Annotated in this window: 23 protein-coding genes; 19 read left to right on the forward strand and 4 right to left on the reverse strand. The window is 59.6% G+C overall.

What is annotated here, in order from left to right; all coding sequences use genetic code 11:
• Positions 1-45: 45 nt before the first annotated feature.
• The 18 genes from G0P99_RS11265 to tagF all read left to right on the forward strand — a co-directional run bounded on the left by G0P99_RS11265 (position 46) and on the right by tagF (position 19338).
• A complete protein-coding gene (locus G0P99_RS11265; RefSeq protein ID WP_164129806.1) occupies positions 46-459 on the forward strand; it encodes a hypothetical protein in 414 nt (137 codons plus the stop codon).
• A gap of 2 nt (positions 460-461) precedes the next feature.
• On the forward strand, positions 462-1076 hold the full coding sequence (locus tag G0P99_RS11270; RefSeq protein WP_164129808.1) for a MotA/TolQ/ExbB proton channel family protein: 615 nt from the start codon (positions 462-464) through the stop codon (positions 1074-1076).
• A complete protein-coding gene (locus G0P99_RS11275; RefSeq protein WP_164129809.1) occupies positions 1073-1480 on the forward strand; it encodes a biopolymer transporter ExbD in 408 nt (135 codons plus the stop codon). The genes G0P99_RS11270 and G0P99_RS11275 overlap by 4 nt, the downstream gene beginning before the upstream one ends.
• 41 nt (positions 1481-1521) lie before the next feature.
• The gene (locus G0P99_RS11280) at positions 1522-1881 is read left to right on the forward strand and encodes an ExbD/TolR family protein (RefSeq protein ID WP_370462761.1); all 360 of its coding nucleotides are present in this window, start codon (positions 1522-1524) and stop codon (positions 1879-1881) included.
• Positions 1878-3395 carry a DUF4384 domain-containing protein gene (locus G0P99_RS25055; RefSeq protein ID WP_164129813.1) on the forward strand — a complete coding sequence of 506 codons (1518 nt, stop codon included), beginning with the start codon at positions 1878-1880 and terminating at the stop codon, positions 3393-3395. Before G0P99_RS11280 ends, G0P99_RS25055 begins: the two co-directional genes overlap by 4 nt.
• Before the next feature lie 74 nt (positions 3396-3469).
• Positions 3470-4606 carry an ImpA family type VI secretion system protein gene (locus G0P99_RS11290; RefSeq protein WP_164129815.1) on the forward strand — a complete coding sequence of 379 codons (1137 nt, stop codon included), beginning with the start codon at positions 3470-3472 and terminating at the stop codon, positions 4604-4606.
• 23 nt (positions 4607-4629) lie between these two features.
• A complete protein-coding gene (gene tssB / locus G0P99_RS11295) occupies positions 4630-5169 on the forward strand; it encodes a type VI secretion system contractile sheath small subunit (protein ID WP_164129817.1) in 540 nt (179 codons plus the stop codon).
• Between the two features lies 1 nt (position 5170).
• Positions 5171-6679 carry a type VI secretion system contractile sheath large subunit gene (gene tssC / locus G0P99_RS11300; RefSeq protein WP_164129819.1) on the forward strand — a complete coding sequence of 503 codons (1509 nt, stop codon included), beginning with the start codon at positions 5171-5173 and terminating at the stop codon, positions 6677-6679.
• A 37-nt stretch (positions 6680-6716) separates the two neighbouring features.
• Complete coding sequence (locus tag G0P99_RS11305; protein WP_164129821.1) at positions 6717-7202, forward strand: type VI secretion system tube protein Hcp; 486 nt, start codon at positions 6717-6719, stop codon at positions 7200-7202.
• 23 nt (positions 7203-7225) lie between these two features.
• Positions 7226-7948 (forward strand): type VI secretion system baseplate subunit TssE, encoded by a 723-nt coding sequence (tssE, locus tag G0P99_RS11310; protein ID WP_203583073.1) that lies wholly within the window; start codon positions 7226-7228, stop codon positions 7946-7948.
• Positions 7948-9828, forward strand: a complete 1881-nt coding sequence (gene tssF / locus G0P99_RS11315) for a type VI secretion system baseplate subunit TssF (protein WP_164129823.1) — start codon at positions 7948-7950, stop codon at positions 9826-9828. Before tssE ends, tssF begins: the two co-directional genes overlap by 1 nt.
• Positions 9792-10841 carry a type VI secretion system baseplate subunit TssG gene (gene tssG, locus G0P99_RS11320; RefSeq protein WP_164129825.1) on the forward strand — a complete coding sequence of 350 codons (1050 nt, stop codon included), beginning with the start codon at positions 9792-9794 and terminating at the stop codon, positions 10839-10841. Before tssF ends, tssG begins: the two co-directional genes overlap by 37 nt.
• A complete protein-coding gene (gene tagH, locus G0P99_RS11325; RefSeq protein ID WP_164129826.1) occupies positions 10838-12142 on the forward strand; it encodes a type VI secretion system-associated FHA domain protein TagH in 1305 nt (434 codons plus the stop codon). The genes tssG and tagH overlap by 4 nt, the downstream gene beginning before the upstream one ends.
• Before the next feature lies 1 nt (position 12143).
• The gene (gene tssJ, locus G0P99_RS11330; protein WP_164129827.1) at positions 12144-12596 is read left to right on the forward strand and encodes a type VI secretion system lipoprotein TssJ; all 453 of its coding nucleotides are present in this window, start codon (positions 12144-12146) and stop codon (positions 12594-12596) included.
• A gap of 23 nt (positions 12597-12619) precedes the next feature.
• Positions 12620-13954 carry a type VI secretion system baseplate subunit TssK gene (tssK, locus tag G0P99_RS11335; protein WP_164129828.1) on the forward strand — a complete coding sequence of 445 codons (1335 nt, stop codon included), beginning with the start codon at positions 12620-12622 and terminating at the stop codon, positions 13952-13954.
• Between the two features lie 4 nt (positions 13955-13958).
• A complete protein-coding gene (icmH, locus tag G0P99_RS11340; protein WP_164129829.1) occupies positions 13959-15329 on the forward strand; it encodes a type IVB secretion system protein IcmH/DotU in 1371 nt (456 codons plus the stop codon).
• A gap of 3 nt (positions 15330-15332) precedes the next feature.
• Entirely contained in the window at positions 15333-18875 is a 3543-nt protein-coding gene (tssM, locus tag G0P99_RS11345; RefSeq protein WP_164129831.1) for a type VI secretion system membrane subunit TssM, read from the forward strand.
• A gap of 1 nt (position 18876) precedes the next feature.
• Positions 18877-19338, forward strand: coding sequence for a type VI secretion system-associated protein TagF (tagF, locus tag G0P99_RS25060; protein WP_164129833.1), 462 nt, complete (start codon positions 18877-18879; stop codon positions 19336-19338).
• On the opposite strand, the gene G0P99_RS11355 is transcribed toward tagF, so the two are convergent.
• The 4 genes from G0P99_RS11355 to G0P99_RS11370 all read right to left on the reverse strand — a co-directional run bounded on the left by G0P99_RS11355 (position 19335) and on the right by G0P99_RS11370 (position 25734).
• Positions 19335-21593, reverse strand: a complete 2259-nt coding sequence (locus G0P99_RS11355) for a type VI secretion system Vgr family protein (protein WP_164129835.1) — start codon at positions 21591-21593, stop codon at positions 19335-19337. The genes tagF and G0P99_RS11355 overlap by 4 nt on opposite strands.
• 88 nt (positions 21594-21681) lie before the next feature.
• Positions 21682-24105, reverse strand: a complete 2424-nt coding sequence (locus G0P99_RS11360; protein WP_164129838.1) for an ImcF-related family protein — start codon at positions 24103-24105, stop codon at positions 21682-21684.
• A gap of 3 nt (positions 24106-24108) precedes the next feature.
• Entirely contained in the window at positions 24109-24975 is an 867-nt protein-coding gene (locus G0P99_RS11365; RefSeq protein ID WP_164129840.1) for a M15 family metallopeptidase, read from the reverse strand.
• A 3-nt stretch (positions 24976-24978) separates the two neighbouring features.
• A complete protein-coding gene (locus G0P99_RS11370; protein WP_164129842.1) occupies positions 24979-25734 on the reverse strand; it encodes a PP2C family serine/threonine-protein phosphatase in 756 nt (251 codons plus the stop codon).
• A 132-nt stretch (positions 25735-25866) separates the two neighbouring features.
• On the opposite strand from G0P99_RS11370, the gene G0P99_RS11375 reads away from it, so the two are divergent.
• Positions 25867-26493, forward strand: a complete 627-nt coding sequence (locus tag G0P99_RS11375; RefSeq protein WP_239059774.1) for an OmpA family protein — start codon at positions 25867-25869, stop codon at positions 26491-26493.
• Positions 26494-26707 lie beyond the last annotated feature (214 nt).

Consider the following 26707-nt stretch of genomic DNA (forward strand, 5'->3'; position numbering starts at 1 on the left):
TCTCTGGTAATCTTGCGGCAGAAGGGAACCGGAGGGACAAGAACAGTGATCAAACGGATTGTTACTGCTATACTGCTGGCACCGACCTGTGTCGCCGCCCAGGCGTCTGGTCCGCTAACCGTCGAACTGAACAAACTGGAATCGGGCGAAGGCAGCGGCTGTCGCGCGTATTTCTTGTTTCGAAATCAATCCGGCATGAGTTTCGAGGCGCTGGAAATTTCTCTGGCATTGTTGGGAACGAACGGTGTCATTGACCGCTTGGTGACCGTCGATGCATCGCCCTTGCCAGCGGCCCGTACAACGCTGAAACTGTTTGAGTTTCCGGAAACAGACTGCAACGGGCTAAGTGAAATTCTTTTGCACGAGATCGGAAGCTGCAAGCCGCAAAACCGGGATGAGACGGATTGTTTCGAGTTGATCGAGCTTGACAGCAAAGCCGCCGTTCCGCTGGTCAAATAGCCATGGCTTCTTTCGACCTTTCGGCGCTCGGGATATCGGGGCCGATCCTGTTGTTGCTTGGGCTTCTTTCACTGGCGTCAGTTTCTGTTCTTGTTGCGCGACTTCTGGCGCTTTGGACCATAGGTACAGGACGGGCGAAAAGAGACGAAGCACTTGAAAAGCTGGCGCGAGGTGAAGCCGTCACTGTATCGGACCAAGGTCCTGCGGACCGCGTTCTGCTGCGGGCGACTGCCCTGATTGAAACCGGTGTTTCTGTCGAGGTTCTGACATCAGAACTTGAGCAACGCGGAAATGCGGAATCCCATGCGCTATATCGCGGGGTCCGGTTTCTGGAACTTGTCGGCATGATTGCGCCGCTTCTGGGTCTGCTGGGTACGGTTCTGGGCATGATACAATCGTTCCGATCGCTGGAACTGGCTGAGGGCGCGGCTAATGCCTCGATCCTTGCAGGGGGAATTTGGCAGGCGCTGTTGACAACCGCTGCTGGCCTTGTTGTTGCCATTCCGGCCTTGGTGGGCGCCGCGATCTTGACGGCGCGGGCCGAGGCGGGATCGGAAGAGATCGAACGCACGATGGTCGGCGCCCTGTCATCGGCGAGCCAACGGATGAAGAAATGAAAGCGGTCCGGCGTGGCGGTGTCTTGCCAAAGGTCACCCTGGTGCCGCTGATCGACGTGCTTTTCATACTGTTGTTCTATTTCATGGTGACGTCCGTCTACCTCGATCTCGATATGATCCCGGTTTCGCAGGTCACCGAAGATTCCGGGGTTGCCGCTGACGACCCCCCCGGCGGCTCGATACTGCTGCGTATCGACACCGAAGGCAGGACCGTGATCAGGGGCGTGGTGGTCCCGGCCGCAGAGCTTGGCGATTGGTTTCAAACCGAAGATCTCAGCGCGCATACCGTCTTGATCCTGCCGTCGGGAGAGGCGCCGGTTCAGGCTTTGGCTACAGTAATGGACACGTTGACCCGTGCCGGTGTCACGCGGACCCGTCTTGTCCGGCTTGAGGCGCGGCCATGAAGTTACGAAGACGACCCACCAACCCTCGTGCAGAACCTGTCGTGGCCCTGGTTGATGTCGTCTTCTTTCTGCTGGTCTTCTTCATGCTGGTTGCCCGGCTGGATGCTTCAGCGCCGTTTAGGGTCACTCCGCCGAAAGCGGTCACGGGAACAGATATGCCCGGCGGAGGCGTTACCGTTTCGATCGCGGAGGATGGAGCGCTGGCTGTGAATGGTCAGGCGACTGGTGCAGACTGGGTCGAACATGTCCGGCGTGCCGCACTGGCTGAAGACGTTGAACTGGTACGTGTCAACGCAGACGCCGCGACGCCGCTTCGCCATGTGTTGCCGGTTTTTACCGCGCTGGAGGCACAAGGAATAGCCGACGTCGTTCTGGTTGTCACGCCGGAGAAAGGGTGGTGACCCGGCTTGCTCATGCGGCGGCCGGCAGCATGGTTTCGCTGGCGCTGCATGGTGGGTTTGTGCTGGTTATCGCTGCGTTCCTGTTGCCGCGTCCCATGCCCCAACAGGCCATCGCGCGGTCCGAACTGACAATGGCCGTGGTGCGCGTTCCCGAAGTTCAGGGTGCGTCCGTTAGGCCGGACGCATCCGACGCTCTGGCCGCGCGGCCCGGAGGACACCGGACCAATGCTGCGGTCGTGCCATCCGGTGTCGCGCGCCCAGTCGCTCTGCAAGGTTCGACGTTGCGGCCTCAGTCGACGATGCAGGGCGTCCTTGCCAAATCTGATAGACCAGATTTCCAGGAGATTGCCGCTGTAAACCCGCAGGTTCAGGTTTTGTCTGAACACACTGGCCTGGGGGAGGCAGTGTCTACGCTGATCGCCAATCCCTCAGCAGCCACTTTGGTCGCCAAGACGGAAATAAGGGTCGCATCGTCGGAACCAACTCTCTCTCCAGCGAAAACCGCCCGGCCGCAAACAGTCGATCTGGACCGGGTTTCCGTCCTTGGCACGCCCTTGTCCGACGAGCGCCCGGCGGTGGAACTTGCGGCCGAAAAACCGGCGCCAGCACGCAATGTTGATGACCTAGTGCTGGCCGGTCAACCGGCACGGATCTCTGTTCCACCGGCCGATGTTGCGACTGTCTTCGCGTTGGCCCAGACCCGGTTGACTCCGTCATTGGACTGGAGCCCGGACGGGGTCGGCGAGCTGGACGCCGCCGCCCTGTTGGCGGTTGAGGCGTTCCTGGTTCCCTCTGGCGCCGCCGAGGTGCGCGATGGTATCCGAACCGCGATGGCCGCTGTAGATTGTGCCCGATTGCGAACCGAATTCGATCCCGTCACGGGCCGTGTGCACTTGCTGGGTCACGTTCCGGCAGACGATTTTCGTGCAACGGCTATTTCTGCTGTGCGGTCCCAGCTCGGATCTGTGCTCCCGGTCGATGACGGGCTGCGCATTCTCCCCCGCCCGCAATGCGACGTGCTGGGGCAGATCGAGGCAAGCGGTTTACCGCAATCGGAGGAACAGTACAAAGACGCGGCGATGATCGGCGCGCAAGGGTTCGCGCGGGAATATGCGTTTACGCAAGGAGAGTTGCTGCGCATAGATCTGACAGCGCCGGATTATGATGCGTATGTCTATGTCGACTATTTCGACGCAGAAGGGCAGGTCCTGCATCTCGGTGCCATTGGCGGTACTCCACGGTTGCGATCAGCGGGCGAGGTTTTCTCTGTACCCGGGTCACAGGACGGCGAACCGCCGGTGAAGTTCGAGATCGCGCCGCCGTTTGGGCAGGACATCGTTCTGACCATTGCCGTGAATGCGCCGCTGTACAATTCGCCCAGACCCCTAGTCGAAACCGCTCAAGCATACTTGAGTTTTTTGCAGGAGCGGATGCGCTTTCTGAAATCCGAACCGGGATTCAAGGGAGAGTGGGCATACCTCTTTGTAACTACCTCTGCCGCCGACAAACCATGAATGTTGCAAGAATCGGTATCATCTGAAAGACTATATGCATTGATTTTGCATTATTTTTGTTGGGGTTGGATGAGATGGAGTTCGGCACGCTCCTTGCGGGTCCGGAAGGTGGAGGTCCCGCGGGCATCGAGTTGAGAAACGAGCCTGCCTTTCATGCGATCGAGCGGCTTCTTCAGCCTGCCGCCCGCTCCGAACGTTTGAACCCGGATGGGTCCCCCAACGAAAGCGCTTCACAGGTCGATTGGCAGGACGTCTGGGACCAGGTTCAGGATTTGGCGAGTCTTGGGCGTGACTTGCGACTTATTGTGATTGCCACCCGTGCTGCCGCCAATCTGGAAGGTTTCCAGGGACTTGCGCAAGGCTTGCAGATGATGGCGCAGATCATTGCGAACCATTGGGACGCGCTACACCCGGCATTGCGTGATAGGGATGATCCAAAGGCAGCGGCGCTTCCCCGAATGAACGCTCTGCGGCAACTTGAAAATGACGACAATGGGCTTCTGGGAGATCTGAAGTTCAATGTCGTACTGAACCCGCGGGGTATCGGAAAGATTTCCGGCAACGATCTGGCTCTGGGTCTTTTGACCGATTTCGAGGTGCTCAACCGGGCGGCGTCCGGGCTGAACCAGGCGGAAAAGGATGCTATCCTGGCCAGTCATTCCACACGGCGCAGCCGGGTAACGGCGGCAGTGCGGGCGCTGGCGGCTGAAGAACCGGAACGGGCCGCGACCTTGAGTGAAGAATTGTCTGCGGCCTTGGGGGGCATTGCAGCGATAAGTGCAACCTTGACGGAAAAGGGAAATGGTGCCGGCGACCTTGGCTTTTCGGTGCCCGGGCTGACGGAGTTTCTTGATCAGTGCAAGGCCGCCATTGAGTCCGGCATTGCCCATGCCGCTGGCCAAACCCCGCCGTCCGTTGAAACAGCAGATCCGGCACCCAGCCCTGCTGCGCCGCCAAATACACCTGCTGCGGCAAGACCGGCTACAGCGCCGCCGGGAACCATCGGGTCACGTGCGGATGTCGAAAAAAGCCTGGACGCCATCATTGCGTTCTACGAGCGGACCGAACCTTCGAGTCCGATCCCGCATCTGGCCCGGCGTCTTCACCGGATGGTGGCGATGGATTTCGTGCAACTGATGGAAGAAGTTGCACCATCGGGTTTGAAGGAGTTCAGGATGGTCGCAGGTTTGGAAGAGTCCAAGAAAAAATAGGGAAGTCAGGAGAGGTCACTAGAATGAGCGAAAGCAAGCAGAAGGTCATAGAACGCAATCGCGCGCCTCGGGTGCAAATTGCTTATGACGTCGAACACTACGGCAGCCCCACAACGATCGAGCTTCCGTTTGTGATGGGTGTGATGGCTGATCTCGCCGGAGAATCTGAGACACGGGAAGCCAAGAAAGCTGTCGTTGATCGGGCGTTTGTCGAAACGGATGCCGGCCGGTTTAACAAGTTCATGGAAGCGCTTGCTCCACGTGTAAAGGCCCGGGTCCCCAACAAGCTGCCTGCCGCTGAGGGCGAGGAGGCGGATGAAGAAATGTTCGTCGATCTGTCGTTCAAGAGCATGAGCGATTTTGCCCCGGACAAGGTGGCGGAACAGGTCCCCGCACTTGCCGAATTGCTGAAGATGCGTCGACAACTCGAAGAGCTGCTCAGCTACATGGACGGCAAGGTCGATGCCGAGAAACGAATTGCCCAATTGTTGAACAACGAACCGCTCTTGGCCCAGGTCGCTGAAGAAGCGGTCAAGACAAACGCTGGCGGAAGCGAGGACTGAGATGGCCGAAGAACAGAAACAAGGCGCCGCTGGCGCTGCCGAAGCCGAAGCGCTTGATCTGGGTGAATTCAGCGACCTTCTGGAGAAGGATTTCCGGGTCAAGGACAGCGAAGGCGACAAGATCAAGTCGCTGGTTCACAATCTGGCGGTTGCCGCCAAGGAGCGTTCCGGAACAGCAACGATTTCGGGTAATGCGGTCAAGTCGATCAAATCGTTGATTTCCGGTATCGACAGTCTGCTCAGCACACAGATGAACGAGATTCTGCACTGCGAAGAAGTCCGCCAGATAGAAGGGACCTGGCGCGGGCTGCATTATCTGGTGAACAACACGGAAACGGATCAGAAGCTCAAGATAAGGGTTCTGAACATCAAGAAAGAGGACTTGGCGGACCATCTGGAAGACTACGAAGGCCAGATGTGGGACCAGTCGCCGATTTTCAAGAAGGTCTACAGCGACGAATACTCGATGTTCGGCGGCGAGCCGTTTGGCGCCATCGTCGGGGCCTACGAGTTCAGCCACAAGCCCAAGGATGTGGGCCTGTTGCGCAATCTTTCGGGGATATGTGCGTCAGCTCACGCGCCGTTCATCGCGGCCGCCGCGCCGCAACTGTTCCGCATGGAAAGCTGGCAGGAACTGCCCAATCCGCAGGATCTGGAACAGATCGTGTCCAGCCCGGATTATGCCAGCTGGCAGTCCCTGCGCGAAAGCGAGGATGCCCGCTACATCGGTCTGACCATGCCGCGGGTCCTGGCACGCCTGCCCTATGGGGCCGATACCGTGCCGGTAAAAGGGTTCGATTTCGAAGAGCAGCTCGACGGAAAACACGATCACTACGTCTGGATGAATGCCGCGTTTGCAATGGGCGTGAACATCAACCGCAGCCACAAGCTGTATGGATGGGGCACCCAAATTCGTGGTGTCGAATCCGGTGGCACCGTTACCAACCTGCCGGTTCACACCTTCCCGACTGATGATGGATCCGTGGCGATGAAGTGCCCGACCGAGATTGCCATCGACGACCGGCGCGAGGCGGAACTGGCCAAGCTCGGCATGATGCCGATCCTCCATCGCAAGAACACCGATGTCGCGGCGTTTATCGGGGCGCACAGCCTTCAGGATGACGAAGCGCGCGCCGGTCGTCTGGTTGACCCGGACGCACAGGCGAACGAGCGGCTTTCGGCGAACCTGCCCTATCTGTTCCCGGTCAGCCGATTTGCACATTACTTGAAGGCAATCGCGCGCGACAAGGTCGGGACATTCAAGGAACGCTCGGACATGCAGGTCTGGCTTAGCGAGTGGATCAACCGCTACGTGCTGGCCAACCCCGCCATGGCCGACGACAAGGCCAAGGCCAAGCGCCCCCTCGCTGCGGCCGAGGTACAGGTGGACAGCGTCGAAGGACGACCGGGGTACTACAATGCCCGGTTCTTTCTGCGGCCCCATTACCAGCTGGAAGGTATCAACGCGAGCCTGCGGCTGGTTTCGGAGCTGCCATCTGTAAAGAGCTGATTATTTTACTCCAACTTGAGAACAGGGAGACAATACTATGCCGTTGACCGGTTATCTAAAAATCCCCGACATTGATGGGGAATCCCAGCGTGCCGAGCATGAGGATGAAATTGACATCCATGATGTCGAATGGGCTATCGAACAGGCCGCCGTCGCGCAGATTGGCCGGGGTCGATCGCAGTCCCGGGCGCGAGTGGACGCACTGAAGTTCCGCAAGTTCTATGACGCGTCTTCGCCCTATCTGGCACTGGCCTGCATGCAGGCCCGGTCGTTTGACGAAGTTGTTCTGACCGTGCGCAAGGATTCGGGAGAAGTCCATCTCGACTATCTGACCATCACGATGACGAATGTCGTCCTTTCGAGCTATCATGTTCTTGGCAATAACAGTGACCTTCACGACATGATAGAGGAACAGGGCGGCTTCTCCTTCGAGCAAGTGAACGTCAAGTATATTGTTCAGGCCGACGACCATTCGGCTGGTGACGAACACGAAATCGAATTCGACATCGCCAAGGGCGTATGAGTTGAAGAATCGGACGGCGGCGCATGGCTGAGGCCAACGACATAAGAACGTCGAGGCACGAGGCGGTGCAACCGTCCCTCTGGGATCGGCTGGTTGACGACCTGCCGGGACTGGTTGCCGAAACAGAGGGAATGCGCGCCGAACTCGCGCGCATTCTCGAAAGCTTGGCAGACGTCGACACATTGGTTTCTGGTGGTCCACGTGCCATTGAAAAACGGACGGACTTGCCGGAAAAGACCAGGCTTCTGCTGCATCGCCTGCAACAGAAACTCTCGCATCGGATGCGCCTCGAGGATCGCGGGATTGTCGTTTCTGCAAATGTATTGCGCGAAGCTGTTCGCCGCGACATCGAGATGCTGTTCAACGTCGAGCGGCTGGAAGCGGATTTCCTGATGACCGAGCGCGAAAGCCTGTCGGTCGAAACACCGGCGGCCAAGCTTGCGCGTTTTCCAGAGGTCCGGCGCAGCGTGTTGAATTTCGGTGTTCCATCTTTCGCGGGACGAATGTCGGGTACGGATTTCGACAAGGACGCGTTGGCCCGGGAAATCCGAGAAGTGCTTCAGGTGTACGAACCACGGCTGCGAAAGGAGAGTATCAAGGTCAAAGTCAAAGTCGGTGACAAGACCGGAATGCGCATAGATGTAGACGGCATCTTGATGCTGTCCCCCGTCCCCGAGAGATTGAGGTTGTCGACAACAGTGGATCTGGACAACGGGCAGGCGCGGACCCAGCTTGAGGATATGTGATGGATCAGGCGTTCCTGGAATATTATGAGGAAGAGCTGATCCAGCTGAGAGCCCTGGCACAGGAATTCTCGGCCCTGCATCCAAACGTGGCGCGTAACCTGTCCTTGGACAGCGTACCTTGCCCCGACCCATATGTTGAACGCCTGCTCGAAGGGGTCGCCTTTCTGGCGGCGCGAACACGTCTGAAGGTCGATGGTGAAGCGAGCCGGTATGTGCGCAATCTGTTGGACATGCTCTATCCGGATTTGGCCGGACCGGGGCCGGCCATGTCGATGGCGCAATTGAATCCCGGACCGCAAGTGGAAAGCATGCTTGGCGGTCACAAGGTCAAGCGCGGTACGCGGCTTGTTGCCGGTCTGAAACCGGGCCTCAGCACCCGCGCCGTCTACACAACCGCACAAGACATTCATCTGTGGCCCATCAAGATCAAATCCGCTCGGTACCTTCAGGATCCCGGCGCCTTGTCCGAAGCGGGCGTGCCCGAAGGATTGACCCGGTCGGCTGCCGCGGGCATCAGGCTGGTGTTGACCAGAACCGGCCCGGGTCCACTGTCGGACCTGGCCCTAGATCGTTTGGATCTTTACTTCGGTTCGGCCGGACGAGGAACGCAGCTGTTTGACGCAATCTTTGGATTTGGTGGGCCGGTAGTTTCCCGACCAGCGCGGCCCGGTGCGACGTTCACCAAATGCGAACCACCCGCGATGGTAGGTGTTTCCGACGAGCAGGCACTATTGCCACGCGTCCGGCCCGCGTTCGAAGGATACCGGTTGCTCAGGGAATACTTCCTGATGCCTGAAAGGTTTCTAGGCCTGACATTGTCAGGACTCTCGCCAACGGTCCGGATGGCGAAAGAAACCGATGTTGAAGTGGTTTTGCTTTTGAACGAACCGTTCGACAATTTGCGGGATCTCGTGGCAGATGATTTCCGCCTCTTTGTCGCGCCGCTCGTCAATTTGTTCGAACACGAATGCAATCTGGTTGGTCTAGATGCCTATCGGCCCGCACATATCGTCCATGCGGATCGCACACGGCCTCGGGATTTCGAAATCTACAGGCTTTTGCGAGTTGAAGATGCCGATATCGACGGTCCCGAAGCTGTTGTCCCGCCACTGTTCTCTTTCGAGGACAAGGCTGATAGCGGCTATGTCTACACCACTGACCGGCGGCCTCGGCGCCCTGGCGATGACGAGATCAGGCGTGGTCAGACCCGGACCAGCTATACTGGTGACGATCTTTTCATTTCGGTCGCCCGGCCGGCCGGTGCGCGTGCTGGGGCATCCCGGCCGACCCGGTTGGATATTCGGGCGCTTTGCACCAATCGCGATCTGCCGATACTGGATGACACTCCGGTCCTGACCCTTGAAACCGGTGACCCGGTCGGAAGCGTCAATTTGCTGCAACCGTTTCGTCGGCCACGCCCCTCGCTTCGCAGCGCGCGCCCGGGAGGGCCTGGCGGTGAGGAGCGGATGAACGATCTGATTTGGCGTTGGATTGCTCAACTGAACATGGGCTTTGTTTCACTGGCCGAAGACAGCGCAGGCGCCGAACCGTTGCGGGCGATGATAAACTTGTACGCAGACCGGGGCGACCCGGTGCTGGCCCGGCATGGGCGCTCGATCGCTGCATTGAGATCGCGACCGCTGATCGAGCGGTTGCAGGTGCCCGGGCCGATTTGCTTCGGCAATGGAATGGAGATCACGCTTGATGTCGACGAAAGCCAGCTTTCCGGGGGGAGCTCACTTTTGTTGTCAGCGCTGCTGGCCCAGATTCTGACCCGGGCCGCTGCTACGAACTCCTTTGTCCGGACAAAAACCCGGCTGCTGCAACAACAACAGGAGGTGACATGGCCGATGAAGCCGGGCAGCCGGGTTCTGATCTGACCAGGCAAGCCGAAACTGTGCGTCAAATGAACTTCTTCCAGCTGCTGCGCCTGCTGGAACGGGATGGCGCACGGTTTGGCAGGGCGGGTGGTCCCGGGACCGAGCCCGCGCGGCTTGGTCAGTCTCCGCGCCTGGTGTTTGCAGCGTCTGATGTGGCGGAGATGGTGCCGGGAACGGCGGAAAAGCCGCCCCAGGTTGCCGTCAATGTCCTTGGGTTGATTGGCCCTGAAGGCCCGTTGCCGCTTCATCTCACACGCTGGATCATGGAGCGGATGTCCAATCGCTGGTTCGCAGGCGATACCGCGGGTGCAACCGCGGATACGTCGTTCCTGAACTTCATCAACTTGCTGCAACACCGTCACATCGCCCTTTTCTGGCGCGCCTGGGCGGATGCACGGGCGGATGTTCAGGTGGGCCACACCGGCGGTGGCAATGTCAGCGCCATGATGCGGGCGCTGGCGGGTATAGGCCTTCCCGGAACGCCCAGTGGAGACGGTCGTCTGGACAACGGAAAACTGCGGCAGGCGACGGCACTTGTGCAACAAGTCCAAAGCCCCGGTCGACTGGCGGCTTTCCTGTCCACGGTTCTGGAACTGCCGGTGGCCGTGCGTGAGTTCGTGGGCCATTGGATCGTCTTGCCGGATCATCTTCAGACAAGGTTGGGAACCGCCCATTCCGGCCTTGGACAAGGTGCCGTCGCCGGAGCGCGGGTTTTCGACCGCCAGTCCCGGGCCGAAATCCGAATTGGGCCGCTGACGCTTCCTGAGTTCTCTGCCTTTCTGGACGATGCCGCCACATGGCGGCGCTTACAGCACGCAGTGGTGTTCGCCCATGGAAAAGCCATCGAATTTGATCTGCGTTTGATCCTGGCAGCGGGCGAGGTTCCCGCGGCGCGGCTCGGGACCTCGCGTTTGGGGCGGACATCGTGGTTGTCACCTGATGAAAGCCAAGGCGCGGAGGATATGTGTTTTGTCCATTTCACCGCCCGTGACCGGCAGAGGGCTTCGGCATGATGTTGCGACTGGTTCTGGAAAACGCGCCAAGACCGCAGGAGTTCACGGAGATCCCGTATTCTGGCGGGCAAGTGATCATCGGGCGCAGTGACGAAGCCGACTGGCGTCTTGAAGATCCGGACATGTTCGTGTCCCGGCGTCATGCGATCCTGAGTGAAGAGAACGGTACTGTCATGGTGACCGATGCATCGAGTGGGGGGCTGTATATAGACAACTCGGCCAATCCGCTGGGTGCGGGCAACTCTGTGCCATTGGATCAAGGCATGCGCTTGCGTCTGGGTGATTTTGTGTTCCGTGTCGAGACGTCCTTGGGCGAGAGCGCTGCGGCCAAACCGGCACCGCCCGACAGTCCATTCGATTTTGGTGCAGTTGAAAAGGTCGAAGAACCTGTTGCGCGGCCCGAAAGTCTGCCGGATCCGTTTGGCATGCGCCGCGAAGACCGCTTTTCCGTGCGTCGGGAAACTCCGGCAGCGCCGCGCCCATTTGCGCAGGAAGATCCGTTCGGAATGGACATGCGAAAGGCGCAGCAGGCGCCCAAAGCGGATGATCTGCCATCAAGTTCGCCACCAAAGCGCGGTGGTTACTTTGACACACCTGCACCTGCGCCCAAACCTGTGGAACCGGTGGTGACCCCGGATCCGGTAAAACCGGCGCCACCCGCTGAGCGGCTTGTTTCGGACCACAAGAGCGAGCCCAGCCTGCCGCAAGTAAACACCGGAGATGCGGACATGATCCGGGCCGCGCTCTATCGCGGCCTAGGTCTTGACCCGGATCTGGTTCCAGTGGGCGATCTGGCCGTCGAGGTTGAAGAGGTCGGTTCCCGTCTCCGCGAACTGGTCGACGGGCTGATGCTGCTGCTGCGCACGCGGGCGCAAGAAAAACAAAAGGTGCGCGTGGCGCAAACCCTGATTTCCAACGCCGACGTCAACCCGTTAAAGTTCCTGGCATCGACGGACGAAGCCGTCGCTGCGCTGATCCATCCGCGCGGTGCCGGGTATCTGCCGCCCGGCAGGGCTGTGGCAGAGGCTTACAGCGACCTTGTGGATCATCAGCTAAGGACCTGGACGGCGCTGCAAACATCGCTGAGGCGGATGATCGACAGGTTTGATCCCGAAGAGATCGAGAAGGACCTGGACGAAACCGGTCTGTTGGAAAAGCTGATCGCAGGTGGGCGCAGCGCCAAGATGTGGCAACTCTACCAGGATCGGTATCGCGAAATCGCGCGATCTGCCGAAGAGCAGTTTCTTGGAGAAATCGGGCAGGATTTCAGAGACGCTTATGAAAACCAACGGAGGAACTGACATGGCACTTGCACGCAGAGAATTCGTGATATTGGGCGGTATAACCGCTGCGGTTGGACTTTCGGGATGTCTGGGCCCTTCGGCTGCGAACCTGACGGTAAAAGCTGTCGGAACACCTGGCATGAACCCGGGCCCCGACGGCGCGGATCGGCCGCTGACCCTGACAATCGTACAGATGACCGGCACAGGGGCCTTTGACAGCGCGGACTATTTTGCGTTGCAGAACCCCTCGGCCGCGCTTGGCACCGATTTCGTACGCGCGGATCAGATCGTCGTTTCGGGGGCGACCCCGGTGACCAAGGTCATTTCCGTTCAGCCGGGGGTTGCTGCAATCGGCGTGGTTGCCGGGTTCCGCTCTCCGGCGGGTAAATCGTTTCGAAGCCGCGTCCCGGCCCCAAAAAGCAGTGGTGGCATGACCATCACGGTCGGCTCCAGCGGGATTTCTGTGGCCTGAAGACAAAGAAGGGAACGGCAGGCATGTCGAATTCGAACAGGGTGGTTTGGTCCGAGGGGTTGTTTCTCAGGACCCAGCACTTTCAACAACAAGATCGACATGGCGAATGGCTGGTCCGGGCAGCACTCGGGGCCATGCCGCGGCAAGGCTTCGGTTTCACGAAACTGGAGCTTGACCCAGCCGCCCTTTCGGCGGGTATGGTCAGCCTCTTGTCGGCGCAGGGCGTCTTTCCCGACGGAACGGTGTTTTCCCTGCCTGAAACAACTGCCGACGTGGAACCAATGCCGGTGACTGCCGGAATGAAATCCGGCCTTGTTTCCCTTGCAATTCCGGCGGAACGGACCGGGGCGGCGCAAATCGACCCGGCCCACGCCGCCCCGTCAGGGGCGCGATATCGCGGCGAGATCCACGAAGCGCGAGATGTGATCCGCGACGGGGCTGACCCCGCCGAGATCGAGACCGCGCGGCTGGCACCGCGTTTGCTGCGCCCTGAAGAAGAAACCAAGGGATTCGTTGTGCTTCCGATCGCCCGCATCGAAGGGTTGGGTGCCGACGGTGGGGTGGCCCTTGTGCCTGGGTTCTTGCCGCCGGCTCTGCGGTTGTCGGCGGTTTCGTGGTATCGCGATTTCTTGCGAGAGCTGGTGACTGGCCTTGATCGCATCGCCGAAGCCCATGCCAGCTTGGTTGTCGGTGGGGCAGGGGCCTCGATGGAGAACCTGTTGATCCTGGAACTGTCAAACTCGGCGCGACCCAAGATCGCCCACCTGCTGGGCCAGAACGATATTCATCCCTCCGAGCTATACTGCGAGCTTGCGGAATTGGCGGGGCGAATGTCGACCTATGGTGCCTCCGCACGGCGCATGGCCGTGCTGCCAGAATACGACCATATCGACCCACAGCCCGCCTTTGACGAGCTGGCAAACACGCTCCGCTCGCTGGTTTTGTCCTTGCGGCATGTCGAGCCCAAGACAAGGGCGCTGAGGGTTGCGCGCCACTCGGACAATATCTGGACCGTCAGGATCGATAATCCCGAGATACTGAGCTCGTCCCGGATTGTCCTCCGGATCGGTGGCGACATGTCCGAGGCGATGCTGCGCAAGATATTCGTCGATCAGGCAACGGTTGGGGCGGCAGACGAGTTTGACGCGCTCTGGAAATCACGCTTGCCCGGTATCCCCTTGCGACCACTGCATTCGCAACCGCGTGAAATTCCATATGACGGCGAGCGCCTCTGCCTGGAACTGGATCGCGGGTCTGAACACTGGGCAGCGCTGCGCGATGCGCCTGGTTTTGTGCTTGGGGTGGCCGGAAAGCTGGACCGCGAGCCGGAAATCGACTGCTATGCCGTAACACGGTGAGAATATGACCAAGGATGATCCATTTGGGTTGAAGAACGACGCGGGTCGCACACGGGTGCGGCCGGTCAGGCGCGGCGCGTCTGGCCCGTCTGATCGACAACCGCAACAACCGGCGGGCGGACAGCCAGCAGCCGATCCGGGCTATTCGCCCAGATTGCGGGAAAGCCGTGCGGGTCAGAATCCCCTGATAAACGCGTTTGCAGCGCTCCTGGGCTTGGCGCCGGAACTCGAACGGGCCAATGCCCCGGAAAACCCAGAAACCCTGCGCACGCGACTGCTCGACAATCTCACTTATGCCCGTGACAGCGCGGTTGCGGCCGGGGTGCCGTTGAGCCGGGCGGACCAGGGCGCGTGGTTCGTTGCAGCCCTGCTTGATGATATTGCCATCAATACGCCGTGGGGCGGCTCTTCGGGGTGGCCGCGTTTACCCCTGGTCGTATCGCTCTATGGCAACGTGGACGTGGGCGACCGGTACTTCGAGTTGGTCGAAGAGTTGATGCGTCACCCGGAACGTGACCCCGACATGCTGGAACTGGCTCAGGTCTGCACTGCACTTGGGTTTCGTGGAAAATACCGCGTCCAAGGTAGCAATGGAGAAGCCGCATTGATGCAGCTTCGGGCGCAACTGGACCGGCTCAACCGCGATCGCGAGGCCCTAGAACGCCCCTTGTCGCCGCACTGGCAGGGTGTCCTGGCACAGGACGAGGACAAGGGTTTCATCCTGCCAATTTGGGCAATATTGCTTATTGCGGTCGCGGTGATCGCGGCGACTTATGTCGCTTTGAGCGTTCGCCTTTCCGCCCGGGGCGAAAATCTGTTTACGCTGGCCGCTGTCCTTCCGCCGCCAGAACGCGCGGATATCTACCGGCCGATCATTGAGACGACCCAACCGGAACCGGTGCTGTTGGAACCCGTGATGATTGAACTGCTGCCGCTTGTCGCCGAGGCTGCGCCCAAGGACCGGGTGGCGGCCCTGTCAGGACGTGAGGATGTGTCAGTCGCCGTAGTGGTCGTACAATCAACCAACCCCGAGGTGTTCAAGTCTGCAAAGGCGGACCTGAACACCGAATATGACGAGTTGATGCGCTCAATCGCCAAGGTGATCCTGGACAACATCGAGTTCGTTGGTGCGGTAAAGGTCATAGGTCACACCGACAGTGTTCCGGTTCAACGATCGAACCCATTTCAATCGAACCAGGGGCTCAGCGAAGCGCGAGCAAGAACGATTGCCGATTTCCTGACCGAAGCAGGCGTTCCTCCCGAACTGATCACTTCCGAAGGCCGTGCGGCGACCGAGCCGATAGGTGACAACAAGACCCGCGACGGGCGCGCCAGAAATCGCCGTGTTGAAATCATCCTGCAAAAGAAGGTTTAGGAGATGAAAGCACTGAAGTCCGTCTTTCGCTTCTTCCTGTCCCGCCTCTTCTGGACCGCGGTTGGTTTGTTGACCCTTTGTGCCTTGATCTGGTTCTTTGGGCCTTTGATCAGCATCGGCGATGCCGATCCGTTGGCCAGTGAAATGGTCAGGTTGATCGTGATTGGTGTCATTCTGGTTCTGTGGTTGCTTTCGCTGTTGATCGGTCAATTGCGCGCCGCGCGCGCAAACCGGGACTTCGTTGCCGACCTGTCTGCGGCTGAACCTGAATCACGCCCAGGCGAAGAGAATGTGGCCGAAGTTCAGGCGAAGTTCCGCAATATCCTCGACCAGATGAAACGGTCGAAACTGGGCGGTCGAAAGTTTCTTCGGGACATGCCCTGGTACGTGATCATTGGCCCCCCGGGTACTGGTAAGACGACCGCCTTGCGACAATCGGGGCTACACTTTCCCATTGATCTGTCGGACGATATCAAGGGCGTGGGCGGTACCCGGAACTGCGATTGGTTCTTTACCGAGGATGCAGTTCTTGTCGATACGGCCGGCCGTTATGTCCAACAGATGAGCGATCCGGAAGTCGACGCAGCAGAATGGAGGGGCTTCCTCGCCCTGTTGAAAAAACACAGGGGGCGCCGGGCGCTGAACGGCGTGATCCTGACGTTGTCGGTACAGGAACTGTCAATGAACGACGCGGCCATTCGCGACTATGGCCGCGAAATCCGCAAGCGACTGGCCGAACTGCGCGACGAGCTTGGCATCAAGCTGCCGGTCTACCTGATGATCACCAAGACCGACCTTGTTCCGGGGTTCGAGGATTTCTTTGGCGATTTGTCGTCGCGCGGTCGTGAACAGGTCTGGGGCGCAACTCTGGGCATCGAAGACCGGGTGGATGGGGTCACCGTCGAGCGCGAAATGCGCGCTTTGCAAGAGGCACTGGAATCCCGACTGGTGGCTCGTTTGGCTGCCGATCTGCCTTTGTCCAAACGGGCGGAACTGTTCCGGTTCCCGGGGCAATTCGCGGCGCTGACGGGACCTATGAAGTCACTCATAGACGCCGTGTTCGGCGAAAGCAGGTACGAAGACAGCCCTTGGTTGCGGGGGTTTTACTTTACTTCAGGCACACAAGAAGGCTCGCCGATTGATCGCATGCTGTCCGGCATGGCCCAATCCCTGGGATTGGCTCCGCCCCCGCCCGAACGCCGCGCACATGGGGAAAGCCGTTCTTACTTCCTGCGCAACCTACTGACCGAATTGATCTTTCCCGAGGCCGGGATCGGCCGGTTCGATCCACGGGCCGAAGATCGCAGGCGTTGGATCTGGCGGGGAACACTTGCAACCTCGGCATTGGTGGCCGTGGTCGCGGGGATCTTCTTCCTGTTTTCCTTCATCCGCTATTCGGCGGGTATTCGCGCGCAAGAGACCGAACTGACGCAATTGTCGGCGCGCCTGTCAAACGTGGCCTCACGACAGGCGCCAACCGACCCTCTGGATCTGAATCTGGCATTGGAAGCCGCCAACGAGACATTGAACGCGGCCTCTGTGGTGCCAGAGAGCTTCTTTACGGTTCTGGGACCAACCGCCGAGGCTGAACTGGAACGTGCGCAGGCAATCGCATATGACCGCACGCTGCGGAACATCCTCGAACCGCGTATGGTGGCGACACTCGAAGCAACCATGTGGCGCCACTCGCGCGATCCTGACTTTCTGATGGGCGCGCTCAAGGCCTATCTCATGCTTACCGGGCGTTCGCCATATGACAGCGAATACATTGCTGAATGGTGGCAATTGGCGCTACCGGAATACGCCCCGATCGACCCGTTCCCGACCGAAGAGGCGCTGGTTCACCAACTCGCCGCGATCGAGCGGGCAGGGTCGGAAACCGACCGGATCGCGCCCGATCCGGAACTGGTCAGCATCGCCCTGGAAAGTATCTGCACCATTCCTCTTGCAGTGCGCGCCTATCGCAACCTGGTGACCCTGCCGGACATCAGCGGTCTGCCCGAATGGATACCCGCAGAACACACAGGTCCTAACGGAGCGCGTGTCCTGACGCGCCTGTCGGAAAAAACCCTCCGGATAGGATTGCCCGGTGCGTTCACATTTGACGGGTTCCACCAGACTGTTCTGCCGCTTGTACCCGAGGTCGCAGCGCAGGCTGTGCTTGACCGGGAAGTGTTCGCCGGCGGGTGCGCCGAAAGTGCCGAGGCCTCGGTTGCGGTGCTCGAAGCCGATATACTGAAACTCTACTACGATGACTTCATCGCCCAATGGGACGGATTCCTGCGCGATGTGCGGCTTGCCCCTATCTCGGATTTGCCGCAAGCGCGACAGAACCTCAAAGACCTGTCCTCGACCGATAGCGCGCTGAAACGGCTGATCCTGGCCGTGGTGGCGGAAACGCACCTGACCCGGGTTCCCGAAGAAGGCAGCGGCGGCGGCAATGATGCTGCCAAGAAAGGGGCGTTGAAAGCTGCGCAAAAGAAGCTGGGTAAGATCGGAGGGTTGCTTAAGAAAGGCTCCAAGATCGCAGGCAAATCCGGCGGCTCCGATGCGCCCGAAGCTCTGCCAGGTGAACCTGTGGCACTGCATTTCGCACCGATCCGCGCCACGGTGCAGGAGGTCGACGGTGTGCCACCGCTGCTTGACGATGCGGTCGCCGCGTTGACTGCTCTGTCCAACGAATTGCAGACCGTCGCGGCCAGCCCCGATCCGGAACAGGCCCTGTTGGCCCGTGGCGGTCTGCCCTTGCTGACCGGTGCAATCGTCAACGAGGCCGCCGGATTGCCCGACCCGATCGACGATTGGATCGGTGGAATTGCGGGGGATACGATCGCGGTCACCCGGGACGCCATCGTTGACCAGTTGAACGCGCGGTGGAAAGCTGATGTCTTGCCCTTCTGCCTGTCGGCGACGGCCGGACGTTATCCGTTTGATCAGCGCAGCGCGATTGACGTGAACACCCAGGACTTTGCCCGGCTGTTTGGTGCGGGCGGTCTGATCGACAGCTTTACCAACGATCACTTGCAGACCTATATCGACAATTCCGTGCGGCCGTGGCGGTGGCGTGCGGATCTGGGATTGGATGATGCGCTGCTCAAACCGTTCGAAAATGCGCGCATGCTCCGTAACGCGCTGTTCCCGGGCGGATCGGGTCCGGTCATGGCGTTCAACCTGATGCCCCTGGATCTGAGCGCATCGGCCGTTCGGGTGACGCTCAACGTGGATGGGCAGGTGCTGAGTTACTTCAACGCAGCGGCCCGGCCGATGCCGATGACCTGGCCAGGTCCGGATGGCACCAACATGATCACGATCAGTTTCACTCCCGTGGACGGCACCGGCGATCAGATAACTTCGCAAACCGGGGCCTGGGCGTTTCTCAGGTTGATCCGGTCGGGCAGGCTCCAATCTACAAACCTGCCAGAGGTGTTCAAACTGGGGCTTGCGGCGGGCGGTCACAGTGCACGGTTCGAACTGCGAGCCAATTCCGTCGAAAACCCGTTCGACCTGACGGTCTTCTCCGGCTTTGCCTGCCCCCGAGGGTTCTGAGTTGACCGGTTTTTTTGGCAAACTTCCCAGTCATGGGGATTTTGTCGCGCGCAGCCTTGTTTCCGGCGTGCGGGGATATCTGGACCGTTGGCTTAGCCAGGGATTGGCTTTGGCGCTGCGTGACGGTGTCCCTTGGCCGCAACGCGGAGCGCGAGGTCTGCTTCAGAGCCCGGCGGGCCCCCTTGCAATCCTGGTGTTGCCCAGTCGCGACACCCCTGGCCGGGTCTTTCCCCTTACTGCTTGCGCTATGGGAGTTTCAGACAGGCAGGGTGTCGATGAATGGGCCGACCAAGTGTTTCCCTTGCTGTCTCAAGCAGCCAGCAACGGGGCCAATCTGGAAGAACTGGCGGCCAACCTTGGCCCGATAACGCTGCCACCTTCGGCGACCCCACTGGATCCTCCGCTGCTGTGGAGCGACGAGCGACAGCCCGGGCATCCGGACAGCTATTTCAGCGCGTCTTAGTTCTGGTCTATTTTCGACCCTTTCATCTTGATGCTGCTCGACGCCTTGATGTCGATCTTGCCGCTGCCTTGCACCTTGATGTCCTTGCCCTTGATCTGGATCGTACCGTCCTTTTTCATAAGAATGGACGCCGATCCGGTTTTGATCAGGATCTCGTCGCCTGCGTCGATGGCCAGCTTCTTGCCGACATTCAGTGTCATGCTGTCGCCGACGGTATAACCGGCCTTCTTGCCGACAGACTGCGTCAGATCCTTGCCGACCTGAACGGAACGGTTGCCGCCAACGGTCCAGCTATCATCGCTACTGACAGAGTGGGTCTGACTTGCGCCGACCGAGACCGAGCGCGTCGCGCCGATGTCATTGGATTGGGGTCCACCGACGGTTCGTTGCTCGGCCGCGCCGACCGTGTCCACACGTACTGCTCCGACGCTGATCGTCTGAATCGCACCAACCGTCTGGGTGTGGTTGACCCCGATGGTTTCCGTCGAGTTTGTGCCAACACTGATGGTTTCATTGGAACCGACCGTCAGCGATCTGTTGACGCCGACGGTTTCGGTGTCGTTTTTTCCAATCGTTACGGTCCGATTAACGTCGACCGTCGTATCCTTGTTGTTGGCGACATACTCGCTTCGGTCATGATTGATTTCCTGTCTCGCGTCGTGCCCGACCGATTCATAGAAGTCGTTGCCGATGGTGCGGCTTTCGTTGTTCTTGACCAGTTCGTTATGGTCTTTCTCGGCTTGGAAATAGACCTCTTCACTGCCTTTGGCGTCTTCGAAGCGAAGTTCGTTAAACCCGCCACCGCCCGGCGAGCTGTTGGATTTCCAACCAGACTGGGTTGCGTTCGAAGGCAGGGCATAGGGCGGCATCTGCTCAGCATTATAGACACGCCCGGTGATGATCGGCTGATCCGGGTCGCCTTCTAGAAAATCGACGATCACTTCCTGGCCGATACGGGGGATCTGGATGAACCCCCAGCCGGATCCGGCCCAGACCGAGCTGACCCTGATAAAGCAGGTGGTGTTTTCGTCCTTGACGCCTTCGCGGTCCCAGTGGAATTGAACTTTTACGCGAGAATACTCATCCGTATAGATTTCCTCGCCAGCGGGCCCCACGACCACCGCAGTTTGCGGGCCGCGCATGACCGGCACGCGCGCCTTGCGCGGCGGATGATAGGGGAGCGACAGGGGTTGCACCAGCCAGCGCGCCTCGAATCCATCCTGTTGGCCACGCTTGCCTTGCCCGGCGAAGTACTCAGCATCCCAGATGTCATAGTCGGCCTGTAGGATAAAGAACTCCACGTTTTCGTTGCGCCTGGGGTGCTCGACCATTTTGAAAAAAAAGCCGCTTCTGAGCCCACGGGCAGAGGTCTGCGCTTCGGCCCGTTCGGCTTTGGACTGCGCGGATATGTTTCGAACCTGGGCCAGATCCTTTCCGCGCCCGTGATCAACGTAGTACCCGGGATAGGAATATTGCTGCTTGTCCGCCAGCGAAGTGCCGCGCATCTCTTCGTGCATCGCGATCAAATCGGCAGAGGGGCGGGTGAAGTCGTAATCCGTATGGGTCCAGCCCGCAGATACCACTCTGTCGGTGCGTTTCCATTCGCTGATGCACTCGGCGCCCGTTTCCGCCAGCTGGAAGTTCATGTCATATTCGACCGTTTCATAGCCATGCACGCTGTCCAACTCTTGGTTGTCGTCGACCAGAACCAGTCTGTGTTCGCCGTCCTCAAAGGTGAAAAAGTACCAAATGCCCTCGTGCTGCATCAGGCGTTCCAGAAAGTTCAGATCGCTTTCACCGTATTGCACACAGTACTCTCGGGGCGTGTAACTGCCGGTCAGTCTGATTTCGTAAGAGCCGATCCCATGCTGATTGAGAACATGTTCGATGATGTCGGGAACGGTCTTTTCCTGGAAAATCCGGTTGTCGGTTGTCTTCGACAGGAACCACAGGTTCGGCCGTAGGATCAGCACATATCGCGCCATCCCGTCGGTCACTCCACCAAAGCAGAACTCGTCGACATAGCCGTTGAAATAACGTGGTTCATGGTCGCCCTGGATCGTGATCGAGACCATTTCACCCAACAGGTCCTGGGACTCGATGTTGGGGTTCAGGCTCACAGCGGTCAGTTCGTACCGGAAACATGACCCTGCCATGTCCCGACCGGACAGGCTACAGAACCGCAACCCGTCCTCGGCGTCGTCATCCGCGGGCGGCAAGGGGGAATGCAGTATAATGTTACGTGCTTCAAACATCTTTCGTCCTCGGCGGCTCACCAAGACAACAACAAATCCGTTTCAGTATAGCGCGTTTTCAACGTGCTGCGTGGATTTTCCGTCATGGTCATAATACCGGCGGGCATGAAAGACCCTGAACGGCCGCGCGTGCGGATACGGGATTGACCTCTTGGTCGAATTCCATCTCGACAAACACGCGCCCCCCTTCGGTTCGCAAGTCCACCAGGATCCTGCGCCCTCCGTCGCGCGCACGCAGGCGCAGGTCGTCCAGCAAGCGGTACAAACCCCAAAGGCCAAGGTGCGAAAGGCGTGTGGTCTGATCGCCCAGGCGAAAGGTCACTTCGACGCCCCCCATCGGATCAGGACCGGGCCAAGAGAGATGCGCGGCATCGCCGGTCGCTCGGATCGGCGCGGCATTGCCACCCAGCGTCATAAGCGTTTCGCCGCGTTCGGCCAGCGCCGACACTCTCAGCTCTGTTCCCAACTCGCCGTTGGCCCCAAAGAGCGCCTGGTCGACCAAGGCCGCGCGTTCCAGAAACGCCGCACCTTCGGGGGTAAGACCGGCGAAGCGGGCCTCGGGCTTCCATCTCCACGGGCTTTCGGAGGTATCGAGATAAGGACCGGCATAGGCCGACAGGAATACGGCGAAGGCACCGGTAGGTCCAAACAGAGCGGCAAGGCCCCCCTGATCCACATCTGCCCCGTCGGAGAAGGGGTAACGCCCTTGGATCAACTGGCGGCAGAGTGGGAAAACATCCTGTTGCCACTGCCTGAGGATTGGGTTTGATTGGCGCGATCCGGTTGTCTGCCCCGCTTGGGCCAGAACGTCTTCGGCAATTTGGACAACGATCCGCGGCGCTGCCTTGAGCGCCTGAACGGATCGCGCGCTTTCATGGATGCTCATCAGCCTTTGATCACCGCGCTCGGCATTCACATCAATGGATCCAAGCGCCACGTTGAGGCTGGAAAACAGGCGGGCGATTTCGGCCAGGCGACCCTGTTCCACATATTGGATCATCGCCCCGAAGCGGGTCGCAATCCGCAACTGTTGCGCATGGCTTCGGCTGGTGTCTCCGCCGCCGACCTCTGTCCAGACCTGTCGCAGCAATGCGTCCAGAGGCCCGGGGGATTTGCCAAGCGCGCCCGAAACCAGAATAGCGGTTTCCCTGTCAACAAAGGGTCGAACCCTGACATCAGCCAGCCAATCGCTCCAGGCATCCAGCGTTTCGGTCAATAGCCGGTTTTCCAACAGATCCGCAGTATCATTGCGCGGCGACAGCGCCACTCCGGTTACCACCGGCCCGGCCTTCCGGGCGGCCTGCACCGCCAGTCCGAGTTCGTATTGGCGCGCGGTTTGCCAACCAGATGCGGTGAACAGTCCGGGCAAACCACCTGACAAGGATGCGCCTGACCTGTGCTGCAACACGGCGCCTATGCCAGGAATCCATTGGTCGGCCTGCCAGCGCGGCAGGCTGCGTGTTCCCTCGGCCCGCAACAGTTCAAGCCAGGCGCGGCTGGGTTCGTCGGCCTCCGCCGCGAACGCGCGCACCAGTTCCATCAGTTCCGGGTCCTCGGCGGCTAAGCCGATGGTGGGCCCGGTGAGTTCCGACACATGCGGCGCAAGGTCCGGCGCATTGTCTTCCAGCCAACCGGTCAAGTAGGCGGGATGCCAGTCGAGATCACCGATCAGCACCGCCCAGGCGCGCAGGGCGTCGTAGATCATCAAGCCTTGGCCTTCGACCGCCAGCCTCTCCTCGATGGCAGCCCGTATCTCAGACGGCAACACTCTTTGCGTCCGCTCCGCATGCTGGATGCTGGCCTGGGCCAGAGCATCGAAAACAGGCAAGCGCAACGAACCGCCAAACGGGGCCTTGGTCGCGGCACGCTCCACTTGCGCCAGCGCTTCGGCGCTTGCATCGAGTTGCGCCGCAACAGAAAGAGATAGGTCGAGATCAGCCTGCGCCTGCTGAAAGCGGTCGAGAACGGCGGATTGGTACCTGTATTCAAGAAACCCCGCATAAGCTGTGAGCAAAACAACAAACAAGGTCACGCTGAACAGGGCGTATTTTCCCCAGCCCGTGCGTTGCCGCTGGTAGCCTTGTCGCAAGTCCCGGCACTGTGTCATGACAGTATCAAGGAAGTCGCTCAGGGCCGTCAGACCGCCACCTTCGCGCCGGGCGGTGGCGGCAAAATCCTGGATTCGGTTCAGATCGATTTCTCGCCCATCGAACAGTTTTTGCTGTGCCAAAATAGCCCAGGTGGAAAGACGCGTTCGGGGCAGGGACCGGGCGCGCCGGTCGATGAGGACCCCAAGCGCATAGCGAGCCGGCTTTATCGCCACCCGCGGAGCGCCAGCATCGTGAAGCCGGGTTTCGAAAGCATCCAGAAGCGCTGCTGCCTCTTCGCACATAGTCCGTTCACCGGATTTAGATTTCCGTTCCATCGTTTCCGCAAACGCAAGAATCGGTTCGGACAGAGCCGCATAAGGCTGGCCCTTGCCAAGGCCCAAGGGACGCGCATTTCGCGCCATCAATCAAAGCTTTCCTTCTGCCTGCCACTTGCGCAGGGTTTCTTCTCCAATCTCGAAATGCATCGAGTCTTCGCGGTTCCAGGTGGCGCCCCAGAACCATCCTTCTTCGTTGAAAAGCTCGGCAAGCAGCAAGAGACCGAACTGAGTACCGCCATCGCCGAACCCATCCAGCTGACCTTCGAGTTTCAAGTCGATAGCGGTTCCCCATGAATGGTTCGAGACCGAGGTTGCAGATCCCCGTATCAGGCGCGCGCACAGAGCGCCTGCCGTTCCCATTGCCGCATAGATATCAGGTTCCGATGACTGCAACTGCGCCATGATGCGTTCCAGGGAATCCAGCGCGGGGCGCACCATGGTCACCCGGATCGGGCCGATCTGGCGGGTCTCCAGCAACGACTTGAGACGCGGGTTGCTGACGGGTTGGCATGCTGTGGAGTAGCTGTCACGAGGATGTCCGAGGATGTCCAGCATCACGCGGTTCTTCGGCTGGGTAATACCGGCATTGAACCGGGATTTCGCCAGAATCATCTCCTCGGTCATTTCTTCTGTTTCCTGGTGATCCCCGGTTTCCTCCAGAGACGTCATTTGTACCGCGTCAACTTGTACCGGCTGTCCCCTGGCGGCCAGGCCAGACAAAAGACCGATGTCTTCGGACAGTCGTTTTACTTCGGCTTCAAGGTCGCGCTGCGTGTCTCGCAGCCGTGCCAGGTCATTGCGCAGGTCCGCGATGTCCTGATCCGTCCCGTTCAGGCGCATTTCCGTGGTTCCATCGGCGGTTTGAAGCAACGCCCCAACAACGGTGAATGCGATAGCCGCGACGACGAGGCCAATGGCGATGATGATGGGCCCGATCAGGGCTCCCTGACGCATGTTTCATCCCTCCCGGGCAAAAACCGCTATGACCGAAACATTGTCCGGGGCCCCAAGCTCCAGCGCCTTGGTCATCATTGCCGCGCAGACATCCTCGGGGTTGCCCTTCTCCCCCAGCATGGTGGCAAGCTGCTGATCGGCAAGGCAAGCTGTCAGGCCATCACTGCACAGCATCAGCCGGTCGCCCGAGATCAGAGGGACGGTAACCGTATCGACTTCCAGCTCGGATTGCGCCCCTACGGCGCGGGTCACGATATGCCTTTCCGGATGTTCGTCGCGATCACGGATGTCGAGTAAGCCCTGATCGACCATATCCTGAACAACGGTATGATCATGCGTCAGCAACCTGAGCCCGCCCTGCCGGAGCAGATAGGCCCGGCAATCTCCAGCCCAGGCGATCGTTGCGATGGCATTCTGGATCATCATCGCAACAACCGTTGCGCCCATCCCGTCCAGCCGCTGAGCGCGCGCTTGCGAAATCACGGCTGCATTGGCTTCTGCCAGTTTTGTCCGCAACTCGGGTCCGGCCAAGGCATCGTCCTTCAACCGGCTCAGGCAGTCCGTGACGATGTCGGATGCAACGTCTCCGTGCCCGTACCCGCCCATTCCGTCGGCGATCGCCCACACCACGCCCGAAGGATCGGTCAGGATTGAATCCTCGTTACTGTCGCGAACGCGACCCACATGGGTCAATCCCGACCCGACAAAAGTCGGCGCACGGGGCAAAACGGCCGGTATGCGCGTCGTCGGTCCCGTCATCGTCCGGGGTCTATCACGAACAATCGATGCAAGGTTCGGGTCCGGCCTTTCAAATGGGATGTATTCAAACGACTTTGATGATACTCTGCTTGCAGTTAGACACAAAGCCTTTTCAGAGAAGGAGAGATGCGGATGACATCACTCAGACTGGCGGTAGCCCTCCTGGCATTGGCCACTCCGGTGCTTGCTCAGGACTATACCGCCGAGCAACTCCAGGCCCTGTTCGAGCGCCAGAAACAGGCCTTCTCGGCCGCGCAGGACAGCGGAATGGGTCAGACGCGGGGTCTCAAGCTGGTAACGGTCCAGGACGTGAGCAGCGAGTCGGCGGTGAGTGTCCAAAGCCAGTCATCCACAAGTGGAGAAAGTGTGACGACAGCCGCCGCAGACCCCAACAAACCGCTGGTTTTTGGTCAACTCGATCCCGAGTTGCAGGTAAACCTCCATATCAAGTTCGATTTCGACTCTGCTGCGCTTTCCGCTTCGGAAAAACCTAAGCTTGAAACCCTGTGCACCGTCCTCCGGACTGCGGATATCAACGTGATCCGGATTGTCGGTCACACGGACAGTTCCGGCTCGGATGACTACAACGAGCGCCTGTCGGTCCTGCGGGCAAAGGAAGTCGCGCGGCATCTGGTACAGGAGTGCGGAATCGAGTCCGGACGGCTTGAGACCGTCGGAATGGGCGAGCGGTTTCCCTTCAACGCGGCCGATCCCAAAGCGGATGAAAACCGACGCGTCGAGTTCCAGGCATTGAGCTAAGGCGGGACTCTTTATTCGGGAGGAACCGCTCGTCAGTATGCTGTGGTCTTGAAGGGAGACGGCCATCGCGACGCCGGGCCTTTGCTGCTGTCTTGTCGATGTCGTTCAGGTCACGGGCTATCCAGACCCGATGAATCTGAAATGCCCCATCTGAATTGGTCCACCGTTATGTATAGGGAACGGAGGACAGAGAATGGCAAACAAGCGGCACAAG

It is taken from the genome of Ruegeria sp. PrR005, assembly GCF_010500245.1.
Taxonomy (GTDB): domain Bacteria; phylum Pseudomonadota; class Alphaproteobacteria; order Rhodobacterales; family Rhodobacteraceae; genus Ruegeria_B; species Ruegeria_B marisflavi.